This window comes from Dyella sp. AtDHG13 (assembly GCF_003201105.1).
Lineage (GTDB): Bacteria > Pseudomonadota > Gammaproteobacteria > Xanthomonadales > Rhodanobacteraceae > Dyella > Dyella jiangningensis_B.
On the sequence record NZ_QICJ01000002.1, the window covers coordinates 72253 to 84992 of the forward strand.

General features: G+C 66.5%; 12 protein-coding genes. 6 read left to right on the forward strand and 6 right to left on the reverse strand.

From position 1 onward, the window contains the following. Positions 1-502 precede the first annotated feature (502 nt). Positions 503-1828: a hypothetical protein gene (locus tag BDW41_RS03100; RefSeq protein WP_074546518.1), complete on the forward strand. Its 1326-nt coding sequence runs from the start codon at positions 503-505 to the stop codon at positions 1826-1828. A 14-nt stretch (positions 1829-1842) separates the two neighbouring features. Here the strand turns inward: BDW41_RS03100 and BDW41_RS03105 are convergent, their stop codons facing one another. Both BDW41_RS03105 and BDW41_RS03110 read right to left on the reverse strand, forming a co-directional pair. After that, a complete protein-coding gene (locus BDW41_RS03105) occupies positions 1843-2637 on the reverse strand; it encodes a TOBE domain-containing protein (RefSeq protein ID WP_074546520.1) in 795 nt (264 codons plus the stop codon). A gap of 105 nt (positions 2638-2742) precedes the next feature. Continuing rightward, positions 2743-3645 carry a LysR substrate-binding domain-containing protein gene (locus BDW41_RS03110; protein WP_074546522.1) on the reverse strand — a complete coding sequence of 301 codons (903 nt, stop codon included), beginning with the start codon at positions 3643-3645 and terminating at the stop codon, positions 2743-2745. A gap of 110 nt (positions 3646-3755) precedes the next feature. Between BDW41_RS03110 and BDW41_RS03115 the strand changes: the two genes are divergently transcribed. From BDW41_RS03115 to BDW41_RS03130, 4 genes are all read left to right on the forward strand, one after another. Further along, positions 3756-4250 (forward strand): heme-binding protein, encoded by a 495-nt coding sequence (locus tag BDW41_RS03115; RefSeq protein ID WP_083337488.1) that lies wholly within the window; start codon positions 3756-3758, stop codon positions 4248-4250. A gap of 8 nt (positions 4251-4258) precedes the next feature. After that, positions 4259-4948: an HAD hydrolase-like protein gene (locus BDW41_RS03120; protein ID WP_158536969.1), complete on the forward strand. Its 690-nt coding sequence runs from the start codon at positions 4259-4261 to the stop codon at positions 4946-4948. Positions 4949-5052: 104 nt separating this feature from the next. Further along, positions 5053-5661: an alpha-ketoglutarate-dependent dioxygenase AlkB gene (locus BDW41_RS03125; protein ID WP_233496755.1), complete on the forward strand. Its 609-nt coding sequence runs from the start codon at positions 5053-5055 to the stop codon at positions 5659-5661. A gap of 92 nt (positions 5662-5753) precedes the next feature. Continuing rightward, positions 5754-6035, forward strand: coding sequence for a hypothetical protein (locus BDW41_RS03130; RefSeq protein ID WP_074546526.1), 282 nt, complete (start codon positions 5754-5756; stop codon positions 6033-6035). 6 nt (positions 6036-6041) lie between these two features. Here BDW41_RS03130 and BDW41_RS03135 read toward each other — a convergent pair whose 3' ends face one another. Both BDW41_RS03135 and BDW41_RS03140 read right to left on the reverse strand, forming a co-directional pair. Further along, complete coding sequence (locus BDW41_RS03135; protein ID WP_074546530.1) at positions 6042-6641, reverse strand: hypothetical protein; 600 nt, start codon at positions 6639-6641, stop codon at positions 6042-6044. Positions 6642-6689: 48 nt separating this feature from the next. Next, a complete protein-coding gene (locus BDW41_RS03140) occupies positions 6690-7517 on the reverse strand; it encodes a nuclear transport factor 2 family protein (RefSeq protein ID WP_158536970.1) in 828 nt (275 codons plus the stop codon). Positions 7518-7729: 212 nt separating this feature from the next. Here BDW41_RS03140 and BDW41_RS03145 point away from each other — a divergent pair, with 212 nt between their 5' ends. Beyond that, positions 7730-8149, forward strand: a complete 420-nt coding sequence (locus BDW41_RS03145) for a group III truncated hemoglobin (RefSeq protein ID WP_074546534.1) — start codon at positions 7730-7732, stop codon at positions 8147-8149. Between the two features lie 4 nt (positions 8150-8153). Here BDW41_RS03145 and BDW41_RS03150 read toward each other — a convergent pair whose 3' ends face one another. Both BDW41_RS03150 and BDW41_RS03155 read right to left on the reverse strand, forming a co-directional pair. After that, the gene (locus BDW41_RS03150; RefSeq protein ID WP_074546535.1) at positions 8154-11231 is read right to left on the reverse strand and encodes an error-prone DNA polymerase; all 3078 of its coding nucleotides are present in this window, start codon (positions 11229-11231) and stop codon (positions 8154-8156) included. Positions 11232-11316: 85 nt separating this feature from the next. After that, entirely contained in the window at positions 11317-12729 is a 1413-nt protein-coding gene (locus tag BDW41_RS03155; protein WP_074546952.1) for a DNA polymerase Y family protein, read from the reverse strand. Positions 12730-12740: the final 11 nt, after the last annotated feature.

A 12740-nucleotide genomic window follows, 5' to 3' on the forward strand; every position in this document is an offset into this window, starting at 1 on the left:
TCCAGCCCGACGCCGCGATGGCAACACGCGGAATGACTTCAAGCTGAAGTTCGGCTGTCGCGCCTGCGAGCATGGCAGCATGCGAAAGAACTTGTGAGTGGCTGTTGGCGCGAATAATTTGAAGCGGATCACAATTTGTCACGATCCAGTTCGCGCGCCGTCGCCACGCCTGTCCGTGAGGCATCGCCCTTCACGCGACGCATACGGAATGAACGACGCATCGCGCATGTGCAATGCGTGCGCGCTGATCGCTGAAGCGCACGATGGCGGAAATGACGCGCTTGACCAGGACGCACGCTCCATAGAAGAGCGCCGGTCAAGGCGCCCCGCTTGCCGCGACATCGCAAAACCTGCGGCAAGCCCGGGAGGCCGCCCCACCAAGGCCCTCGCACGCTATATAGTGAGCCTTATAGCGACCGGATCCTGCGCTCGCACAGGCCTGCCCTGCGGTTTCGGCAGGCGCTTCCATCGCCGCGGCTCGAGAAAAGGGAAAGGAGTGTTTATGCGCCATTGCCGTCTGTGGATGCTCTGCGCCTGCGTGGCTGCGGCATGCTCGTCCGCCCATGCCGACGACAGCTTCAACGACCTCTTCACCAACGGCCACGTCGACGGCCAGTTGCGCCTGTACCAGTTCAACCGCCTGTACGACGCGCCCACCACGCCGGACGCGCACGCGCTTTCGCTGGCCGCGCTGATCAACGCGCAGACGGGCACGGTGCTCGGCGGCCTGAGTTTCGGCGGATCGTTCGTCACGGCCAACATGCTGGGCACCAAGGACGACACCCCGGCCAAGGTGGACACCTCGCTGATGGGGCCCAACAGCTCGCTCGGCGCCTGGAGCCAGGCCTACGTGCAATACAAGCGCGAGTGGTTTCTCTTCCGCGGCGGCTACCAGTACCTGGATACGCCATGGATGGGCAACAACGACTCGCGCGTCATTCCTTCGTCCTACAACGCGCTGCTGATGGGCTTCACGCCCGTGAAGGACTGGAACATCTACGCCATCCGCGAGTACGGCTGGAAGAGCCGCACCTCCAACGGCATGTATCCGGACAACCTGTATTACCCGTCGAAATTCGACGGCGACTCCATGTACGGCAACAACGGCTCGCTACCCATCACCTCGCCGAGAACGCCCGGCACCTGGGCGGCGGGCACGAATTACGTCAACGGCGGGCTGAAGGCGGAAGCCTGGTACTACGATTTCCTTCGCTTCGCCCACATGGGCTACATCAGCGGCAGCTACACATTCACCACCGGTACGCCGTTCAATCCCTTCGTCGCCGTGCAGGCACTGAGCCAGAACGGCAGCGGCAGCGACAACATCCTGGTGGAAACCAAGACCAAGCTGGTGGGCGTGGCCTGCGACCGCGTGAAGTCGCGCGGCTGGGGCGCGGACGTCGGCACGTCGATCTACGACGGACGCATCGACTTCGCCTACAACAAGCTGGATGGCGAAACGGGCGCCGTCGGCGACGGCGCGCTGATCTCGCCCTACACGGTGAACTACGGCACCGACCCGCTGTTCACCACCTCGATGATCCGCGGCCTGGTGGAAATCGGCCCCGGCCATGCTTGGAAGGGCCGCGCACTGTACAACTTCTTCGACAAGAAGCTGCAGCTGGTGGCGGCCTATGCGAAGTACACCGCGCTCGAACGCGGCAACAGCCACGACCTGTACTTCGACATCATCTACAACTTCGACGGCGCGCTCAAAGGGCTGCAGCTACGCGACCGCTGGGAGCGCTCGGTGGGTGGCATCGCCAACCTCAACCCGGGCAACGAATCGTTCACTTACAACCGCCTGATGATCTCCTACAAGTTCTGAGCACGCCGCACCAGTTATTCGAGCGTGCCCAGGATGATGCTGGATGCCTTGACGATGGCGACGACGTCGAAGCCTTCGCGCAGGTCGAGTGCATCCACGCTGCCCAGCGTGATCACCGCCACCAGCACGTTGCCGCCCTTCAGCTCGATGCCCACTTCCCCATTCACCTCGCCGCGCCGCACATAGGAAACGACGCCCGCCAGCTGGTTGCGCGCCGAAAGGCGCAGGCCGCCGTCGGGCACGGCGACGATGACCGAGGACGCCTTGATCAGGGCAAAGGCCTTCTTTCCCGGCGCCAGACCCAGGCTTTTCGTGCTCTCGCGGGTGACGGTCGCCACCAGCCGCTGTCCGCCCTGGATGTCGAGCTGGATCACGTCGTTCACGGCGCCGGCCTCGACGGAAGCCACCACGCCGGCCAGTTGGTTTCGTGCACTCGTCTTCATCAGGAATCGCCTCACCAGATCGATGTCGGAAAGCGGATCATCCGCGAACGCAGTCAATTGCTCCATGAAGCGCCGGTGCAATGCCTCCATGTGGCCGAATACGTCGACCAGGCGGCGCCCGCGCTCCGTCAGTTCCGCACCGCCGCCGCTGCGTCCACCCACGGCTCGCAGCACGAGCGGCTCGCCCGCCAGATTGTTCATGGCGTCCACCGCGTCCCAGGCGCCCTTGTAACTGAGCCCGACCTCGCGCGCCGCCGCCGCGATCGATCCCAGCTCGCCTATCTTCGCGAGCAGGGCGATGCGGTCATGCCCGCCGAAATGACGCCCGTCCGATTCCAGGCCCAGGCTTCCCTTGATGATCAGCATGGCGTCACTCCAGGCGATAGGTACGACGGAACGCTTGCGCCGCCAAGCTTATAACCGGCGCAGCGTCCGAAGGCATCAGCGCCTCTCGAAGCTCGCGACGCAACATCATTGGCGCTGCGGATAGACCACCGACAGCGCGGCCGTGGCCCGCATCTGCTGGATAAAGGCATCGACTGCCGCCGAACGCTCGTGGCGGCGAAAAAAGCCCGCCACGACGGACGTCACCGGCTTCCCCGCCAGTGGCTTGAAGCGCACGCCCGGCATGTCGACCACCTCCTTGATGACGCTGGGAATGATGGCGATGCCCGCGCCCACGGACACCTGGGTGAGCACGGCGACCAGGCTGCCGGGCTGCGAGCCGATGCGTGGCGTGAAGCGGCCGCGGCGTCCCGTTTCGTAGGTCCCCAGGGCCTGCTCCGGAACGATGAAGGTCTCCTCCGCCAGCGCCCTGGCGTGAAGCGGACCGGTCGTCTTCACCAAGGCATGCCTGGAAGGCAGCGCTACGCAAAACACATCGCGCACCAGCGCATGCGCCATCAGCGAATCAGGCAGCTGCATCGGTAGACGAATGAAGCCCACGTCGACGCGCCCCTCTTCCAGCATCACGGGCAGGTCGTCCATCGGCCGCTCGGTCGCGACGATCTCTACCTCCGGTCGGGCTGCACGGAAGCGCTGGATCTGCGCCTGCAAGGCGCCGGAGTATGCAGCTGAACCGACGTAGCCGATCTCGATGCGCCCGATCTCGCCGCGTCCCGCGCGCTGAGCCACGCTGTGCGCGCGCTCGACCTGGGCGAGCGCCAGCCTCGCCTCGCCGAGAAAAGCCTCGCCTGCTGGCGTCAATGCCACCGAGCGCTTGGACCGCGCGAACAGGCGCGCCCGTAGTATGCGTTCCAGGTCCTGGATCTGCACGGTGAGCGTGGGCGCCGAAATGCCCAGCCGTTCCGCCGCCCGCGCGAAATGCAGTTCTTCCGCGGCGGCCACGAAGTACCGCAGGTGCCGAAGCTCCATGCCCGCTGCCTCGTCATTAGGTCACACCTAATTCTATGCCCATGATGACGCAATGATGCGAAACACAGGCGGTGCTTGAATGGCACCATTCCGTCGCTCGGGACCGACCCATGACCGCCCGCCTCCGTTCCGTTACTACTGCCACCCTGATGTTCGCCGCCATCGCGCTGCCGGCCATGAGCGCCGCGGCCAGCCTGCCCACGCAGCCCGTGCTCACGCTGGATGCCGCCAGGCGCATCGCCGCGAGCGCGGAAGCGAAGGCCAAGGCGCAAGGCTGGCCTTGCGTGATTTCCGTGGTCGACGCCAGCGGATCGCCGATCATGCTGCTGCGGATGGACGCCGCCGCCGTGCTCGCGGGTGTCGATCTCGCCCCGGGCAAGGCACGCACCGCCGCCCTGTTCCGGCGACCGAGCGGCGCGCTGGAAGACGCCGCCAACGGCCAGCGGCCGGCGGTGCTCTCCGCGCGAGGTTACGTACTGATGCGCGGCGGCCTGCCCATCGAGGTGGATGGCCATGTCGTCGGCGCCATTGGCGTCTCGGCGGATACGCCGCAACACGATGAAGAGATTGCCAAGGCCGGCATCGCCGCGCTGGCGAATGGATGAGCTCGCACATGGAAACCATGCCTCCTCGCACCGATACCCGACGCGTTGCCATCTTCGACCTCGACGGAACGCTGGTGGATTCCGTCGACGGCATCGCGCACGCGCTCAATCGGCAACTTCAGGCCAATGGGCTCGCCCCCTTGAGCCGCAACGAGGCCATCCCGCTGCTGGGCGACGGTCTTGCGGCGTTCGCGCGACGCGCCTACTGCCTGCGCGGAACAACGCTGCCGGCGCACGGCATTGAGGACTTCCTGCACGATTACCTGAGCCACCCGCCCGGAAACGCGCGGCTGTATCCGCACGTCGCCGCCACCCTGGACCTTCTGGTGCAGGACGGCTGGCGCATGGTGGTGTGCACCAACAAGATCGAGGCTGCGGCGATCCCCATGCTCGATGCACTGGGTGTGCTCCACTATTTCGACGCGGTCTGTGGCGGCGATACGGTGTCGCGGCAAAAGCCCGATGCCGAACATATCCGCCGCACGCTGCAGCGCGCCGGGCTCACGGGGCTGCCGGCCGTAATGATCGGCGACAACAAGGCCGATCTCGCGGCCGCCGCGGCTTATGGCATCCCCGCGATTTTTGCCGGCTGGGGATACGGGCAATTGCCTGCCGATGTCGAAGCGCCCGTCGTGGTCACGCGATTTTCCCAATTGCCCGCCCTGCTCGACGCCGCTACGGCCCGCGAACCTGCATGACCGCCCGATGCTCGACGCCAGGCACTCGGCATCGACGTCTCTCGATTTGATACGGCGCGACCCCATATTGACTGCCATTGCCCTCGCGTTTCGCCGTTCATCCCGTGACCCAGTTCCCGCTCTTCGCCCAAGGTCCGCTCGTGCTGCTGGACGACGCCAGCGGCCGGATCGTGTACGAGGAAAACGTGATCGAGCCGCAGGAAGCCGCGCGCTGGCACGAGGCCTTGCTCACCAGCCCCATCTGGCGGCAGCAGCGCCGCGTGATGTACGAGCGGGAGCTGGACGTGCCGCGCCTGACTTCGCACTTTTCCGCCGACGACCCCGGGCTGCCGTGGCCGCTGGGCTTGGCGCTGGAGCGCGTGCGCGCCGCCACTGGTGTGACGTTCAACAGCATTGGCCTGAATCTCTATCGCAATGAGCATGACAGCGTGGCGATGCACAACGATCGCCTGGGCGACCTGCAGGAAGGGCACCCGATCGCCCTGCTTTCGCTGGGCGCCACGCGGCGGATGCACATCCGCAACAAGAAGCATGCCGCGCCACGGCGCCTTGATCTCGACCTGACCGCCGGCAGCCTGCTGGTGATGAGCCGGGACACGCAGCTGCACTACGATCATGGCATCCCCAAGCAGGCGCACCCGGTCGAGCCGCGCATCAGCGTGGCGTTCCGCATGCGCAAGCCGGCTGAGACGACGCAGCACCGGCCGCGCTGAACTCCGCTCATACGATTCCTTGATCCGGCCGTCACCTTCGCCCTCGCTACCATGCCTGCCAGCGACGCATCGGCGTCGGCAGGGGAAAACGAATGCGCACGTGGGCCACCCGCGAACGGAGCATCCCGTCGCTCGCCGAGCGAGCCGCCTTCGATGAGGCCGTCGCCATCTACACGCGCAAGGTGGCCGACTGCAGGCGCCGCCGGCTTCGCGCGGATCTGTTGCTGGTGCTGGCCTGCGTGATGCTTGCTGCGAGCGAGTCCTGCCCTCCGCTGCTGCGGTTCGCCATGCTGCCGATAGCCTTTGGCGTGGCGTGGGCCGGCATCCATCTCGGCGAACGTGCGACGCGCGCACGCTCGCGCCTGCACTGGTAGCGACGATCAGGACGATGCGCGCCAGGCCATGGCACCATCGGGGAAAAAACGCGCGAGCGGAAGACCGATGGCCTCGCAGGCATCCATCACGTAACGCAATGCGCGGGCCGCTTCGCCTCTCTGAAACTCCGCTGGCACGTTGAAGGCTTCGTATTCGATGGCATCCAGCATGCGAAGCGACCATTCGTACAAGCCATCGCCCTGGCTTTCGAACCATTGCCGCAACCAGTCGCGCAGCGAATGCAGGGCCAGGCCTTCGCGCTCCGCCACGTCGCGCAGCGCGGCAGTGACGGCCGGATACACGCCACGAAACCATTCGCTATAGCCGGCGGCGGCATCCGGAACCACCAGCGGCGCGGGCGAGCGTTGTTCGGCGTGGCGCAGGATGATGTCGCGCTCGATCTGCCGCGCCTGCGCCAGCCGCGTTTCCAGCAGATAGCCGCGATCCAGGTCGAACACCTCGAAGAAGCGCCGGTGCAGCGTGCGCAGCCGCACCAGCGGCTGCCGCGAGAATCCGACCTTCAGCAGATCCTGCTCCCGCCAGGGGAACAGGTAGACATAGGTACGCCCCTTGCCGAGCGTCCTGGGCATGACGAACTCGTCCATGGCGCGATCATCGCATCAACCCGTGAAAGCCGGCGTCGATGGGCGGCTTCAATGCTCCCTGTCCAGCCTCAGGTCGTTGAACTTGCGCCGCTCGATCAGCGTCTCGATCTTGCCGTGGCTGTCACGCTGGAACACGAAAAGATTCCGCTCGTCATCCGTGCCCATGAACACATCCTTCGCCACCGGCTGCAAGGTCTTCACCGGGCCGCCCGCGCGCGTCGTGTAGCTCAGCACGCCGTGATCGACGGATACGGTCCACGCGCGGTCGGGCGCGTAGCGATACGTCCCGGCATAGTCACCAGGCACGAGGCCCGGCACGTCGAGCGGTGGCGGCTCGGTGGGAATGGTGACGTCCTGCGCGCCCACCAGCCTCCATTGGCCCGACTGCTTCACGAACGTGAGCAGCGACCGGTAGCGCACCACGAAGGACTGGCCGAAATAGCTCTCGCGCTCGTACTCCTCGACACTGAGCAAGGCCGTATCGCCGTATAGCCAGGCATGCGGATCACGCATCTCGATGCTCCCCGAGATGCCGGCGGGAAAAGGACGCAGCGACGCGATGGTTTCCGCCTTGCCAGCCACCCATCCGAACTCGTCGATGGTGACGGCATCGTCCGCCGCCCATTTTTCCCAGGCCGCCTTGTCGCCCGAGGGAAGCGCGTCCATCAGTACCTGCGTGATCCTGACCAGCTCGTCACGCACGGGCACCGGCGCCTCTTTCGCGTATGCGCACGACAGCGCCACGCTTGCGCCGAAAGCGAACAGCCCGTTCGTCAGCCATCGTGCCCGCATTGCAGTCTCCCCGTGCGCGAGGCCAAGCATGCGCGGCGGCCGCGGCGGGCGCCCGTGCTTGAAGTCATTGCGGCGGAACAGCACCCCGTTCCAAAACTGACCTGGGTCAGAGCGGCCAGGCTTGGCTGCACAGGACACTGCCATTCGGCCATGAGACGCCGGCGAGCCTGCCCCGCGTCATCCGGCCGCAGAAGGTGCGGGCTTGATTCCCACGGCAACCGTATACAGTTCACCAACGTGCGCCGGCGCCTCGCAATAACGCACCGGCTCGCACGCTCACATCGAAAGACAGGATCATGGCGCTATTCCCCACTGCAAACGAGATCGGCGTCGCCACGCTGGTCGACCGCTTTTACGACAAGGTCCGCGCGGACGCGGAGCTTGGCCCCGTGTTCAACGCCGCCATTGGCGACTGGACCACGCACAAGCAGACGCTGCGCGACTTCTGGTCTTCCGTGATCCTGCGAACGGGCCGCTACCAGGGCAACCCGATGGGTGCGCATCGCGCCCTGCCCGCCTTTCCGCAGGCTCTGTTTCATCGCTGGCTGGAACTGTGGCGGGAAACCGCCCGCGAGGTCTTCGAGCCACCGGCGTCGGAGCTTTTCATCAGCACCGCCGAGCGCATCGCACAAAGCCTGAGCATGGGCATCGGCCTGGGGCGCTTGACGCTGGAACATCCGTCCCGCGTCCTGGGGCCGCTGCACATCGCGCCTTGATCCCTCAGTGAAAATCGCGCGAGCGGGTGTCGAGCGAGCCCAGCAGCTCGCTCAGGTCGTGCAGGCGATGCGCGATGAGATGGCTTACGCCATCCACCTGCTCCCAGCGGCCATCCACGGCCAGCAGCCGTGATTCAAGGAAGATCCGGCGCTGACGCTCGGCCACGTGGCTCCACACCACCACGTTGATGGGGCCGAACTCGTCTTCCAGGGTGACGAAGGTGACGCCGCTCGCCGTCTGCGGGCGTTGACGCTGCGTCACCAGTCCGGCCGCGCGCACATGACTGGCATGCGGCCGATGCTGCAGGCTGCGCGAATCCACGCAGCGCGCCGCACGCAGGCGCGTGCGTATCTGCTGCACGGGATGCGGCCCAAGGCTGAGACCCAGGCGTGCGTAATCGGCCAGCGTGCTTTCGCTTTGCGATGGCGGCGGCAGGGCCACGTCGTCTTCCTTTGGGCTTGCGTAGCCAAACAGCGGCAGTTGCGCCTCGATGCCGGCCATGGCCCAGCGCGCGCGGTGGCGATGCCCTGCCAGCCCGCGCAAGGCATCCGCCTCGGCCAGCGCTTCCTGCTGGTGGCGGTTGAGTCCGGCGCGGGCGCACAGATCGGCGACATCCTCGAAAGGCCGGCGCGCGCGCGCGATCATCAGGTGCTCCATCACGTCCTGGCGGCATCCACGCACCTGCCGAAAGCCCAGCCGCAATGCGAAGCCGCCCCACGACGAGGGATCGTCCTCCAGCGTGTTGTCCCAGTCGCTATGGCGCACGTCCACCGGCCGCACCTTGATGCCATGGCGCTGCGTGTCCTGCACGATCTGGCTGGGTGCGTAGAAGCCCATCGGCTGCGCATTGAGCAAGGCGCACATGAAGGCGGCGCGGTAGTGGCACTTGAGCCAGCAACTGGCGTAGACCAGCAAGGCGAAGCTCGCCGCGTGGCTTTCGGGAAAACCATAGGAGCCAAAGCCCTTGATCTGCTCGAACAGGCGCGCGGCGAATTCCTCCGTGAAACCGTTCTTCAGCATGCCGGCCATCAGCCTTTGCCGGTGGATTTCCATGTCGCCATTGCGCCGCCATGCTGCCATCGAGCGGCGCAACTCATCCGCCTGACCGGGCGTATATTCGGCCGCCTCGATGGCCAGCTTCATCACCTGCTCCTGGAACAGCGGCACGCCCAGGGTGCGCTCGAACACGCTGCGCAGTTTTTCCGAGGGATAGGTGACCTCCTCCTCGCCGCGCTTGCGGCGCAGGTACGGATGCACCATGTCGCCCTGGATGGGGCCCGGACGCACGATGGCCACCTGGATCACCAGGTCGTAGAAATTCTTCGGCTGATGCCGCGGCAGCATCGCCATCTGCGCGCGCGATTCGATCTGGAACACGCCGATGGTGTCGGCGCGCTGGATCAGCGCATAGGTCGCCGGATCGTCCGGCGGAATCGACGCCAGCGTTTCCACGCGGCCATGATGGCGCTGCAGCAGGTCCAGGCATTTGCGGATGCAGGTGAGCATGCCCAGCGCCAGGCAATCGACCTTCAGCAGGCGCATGGTGTCCAGGTCGTCCTTGTCCCACTGGATGATGGTGCGGTCGGGCATGGAGGCATTCTCGACCGGCACCAGATGCGACAGCGGCTGGTCGGAGATGACGAAGCCGCCCACATGCTGGGACAGGTGGCGCGGAAAACCGATCAGTTCCGCCGTGAGCACGAGCACGCGGCGCAGCAAGGGACTCTCGGGATCGAAGCCGCGCTCGCGCAGGCGGCCGTCCAATGGATCGCTGCCATCCTCCCAGGCGAAAGTGCGCGACAGCAGGTCGATCTGGTCCGACGGCAGGCCGAGGGCGCGCGCCACGTCGCGCACGGCGCTGCGGCCACGGTAGCTGATCACCGTGGCGGCCAGCGCGGCACGCTCGCGTCCATATTTGCTGTAGATGTGCTGGATGACTTCTTCGCGCCGCTCGTGCTCGAAGTCGATGTCGATGTCCGGCGGCTCGTCGCGCTCGGCCGAGATGAAGCGCTCCACCAGCAGCGTGGTGGTGTCCGGGTTCACCGCCGTTACGCCCAGCGCGTAGCACACGGCCGAGTTCGCCGCCGAACCGCGTCCCTGGCAGAGGATGTCCTGGCTTCGCGCGAACGCCACGATCTCCTGCACGGTTAGGAAGTACGACTCGTACTTCAGCTGTTCGACCAGTTTCAACTCATGCTCGACCTGATTCTTCACCTTGCCGGGCACGCCTTGCGGGTAGCGCCAGCGCAGGCCGTCTTCCGTCAGCTTGCGCAGCCAGGTGGTCGGCGTCTCGCCCTCCGGCACCAGCTCGGCGGGATAGCGATAGCGGATGTCCGTCATCACGAAATGGCAGCGCTCGGCGATGCGCACGCTTTCGGCCATCAGCTCCGCCGGATAGACCGCCGATAAAGCCTCGCGCGTGCGCAGGTGGCGCTCGCCATTGGGAAACAGCAGATCACCCGCCTCGGCCACGGTGCGGTGGTGGCGAATCGCCGTCATCACGTCCTGCAGCGCGCGGCGGCGGCGCACGTGCATGTGCACGTCGCCGGTCGCCACCATGGGCAAGGCGAGCGATTGCCCCAATGCGGACAAGTCGGCGAGACGGCGAGCGTCATCGGGGCCGCGATGCAGTTCGACGGCCAGCCACAGGCGCCCCTCGAACAATGCCCGCAACCACTCGCCATGCGACGGCTGCAACTCGGCACCGGGCAACCACAAGGCCAGCGTGCCGGGCAGGCCATCCGCAAAATCCTCGCGCGTCACGCGGTACGAGCCTTTTTCCGCCACGCGCCGGCCACGCGTGATGAGCGCACACAGGGCGGTATAGCCTTGCAGGTTCTCGCACAGCAGCACCAGCCTGGGGCCGTGCTCGACCTGGAATTCCGCGCCGACGATCAGCGGCAGGCCGGTATCGCGCGAGGCCTCGTAAGCGCGCACGATGCCGGCCAGCGAGCATTCGTCGGTGATCGCCAGGGCGCGATAGCCGCATTCCTTCGCCCGCTCGAACAGCTCACGTGCGCTCGATGCGCCACGCTGGAACGAGAAGTTCGACAGGCAATGCAGTTCGGCGTAGGCGTTCATGGGCGGGGTTTCTCGGCTGCCCCGCACGCTTCTTCCATCACCCCGCGAAAGCGGGAATGGCGGCGCCTTTGAAGACACGTGCAGGTCATGCAAACCACCCATGCAGCATCCAGTTCCCGGGCTCGCCCGGCGCGCAGAACACCCAGGCGCATTGCCCTTGCGCGGTGCGCACCACGTAGTAATCACGGCGTATGTCGCCGCCATCCCACCAGCCGGTTTCCAGGCGTTCGGGACCGGCCAGCACTTCCGGTGGCGGGCCGCGCAGAGGGCAAGGCGTGTCCAGCAGCCAGGTCGGGCGCGGCAGGGTTTCCGGTGACGTGGCCCATGACGCTGTCACGGATGCGCTCTGCGCTTTCTCGGGCCGCGGATCCACCGTGCGGCGCAAATGCTGGATGGCCTGCTCGCCCAGCCGCGCGCGCAGGCGCTCGCGCAATTGCTCCAGCGGCACGGCATTGACCGGCCGTGTATCGAACAGGTCGCGTCCTGCCGGCACGAACGGCGGCAGTTCGCGCGCCACCAGCCGCATGGCCGTGACCGGTTGCGACAGCTCGAGCCGGTCGAGGCGGCCGCGCGCGCAATCGAACAGCAAGGCGGCATCGCGTGCCGCCGTGAGCATGCCCACCGTGACGCGCGTCGGCGCGCCGCTGCGGTGTTCCAGTTCCAGCTCAAAACGCTGCACGCCGCCGTCGCGGCCGGCCAGATACGCCGCCAGATCGCCGGTGAGGCGTCGCAGCGGAAACACCAGCGCCTCGACGTGTTCGATCTCGTGCGTCCACTCCATGCGCTGCTCGAACGCGTCGGGCGGGCGATAGCTGTCCATGGGCGTTGGCTCGTCGCCGGTGAGGCGATCGAGCTGGGCCACCAGTTCACCGCCAAAGCGGCGCTGCAAGCCGGCGCGTGGCAGCTTGAACACCTGCCCCAGCGTGCGGATGCCCATCGACGGCAGGCCTTGCGTGGCCTCCGCCGGCAGGCGCGCGCGTGCGATGGGCACGGGCGACAGCGCCTCGCGCAGGATCTGCGGCGAGGTGACGGCCATGCCATCGTGCACGCCCGCCAGCACATAGGCGGCATGCGGCGTCGGCGCGAGCGCGATGCGATGGCGAAAGCCCAGTGATGTCAGGCCATCGCGCAACAAGGATTCAAAGCGTGGCCACGGCCCGAACAGGTTGAGGCTGCGGCTGATTTCCAGCACGACGGCATGTGCATACAGGCCAACCTCGGCGCTGTAGCCGTAGGCCCAGGCGGCGACCAGGCGATGCCAGCGGGCCTCGTCTTCGGCATCGTGCTCGACCATGGCGAACTGCTGCAGCAAGGCCTGCGCCGCCATGAGCCGCTGCCCGCGATAGATGCCCGCCGCACGCGCGGGTGCGTTGGCGGCGTGCACGATGCGCGCCTGCGCGGGGCCGCTAACCAGTACCAGCGGTTCGTCCTCCGCAGGACGACGGCGAAGGACGCCATCCAGCGCCAGTTGCGGCAGCAGTATGCAAGCCCATAGCACGGCGCTTTCTC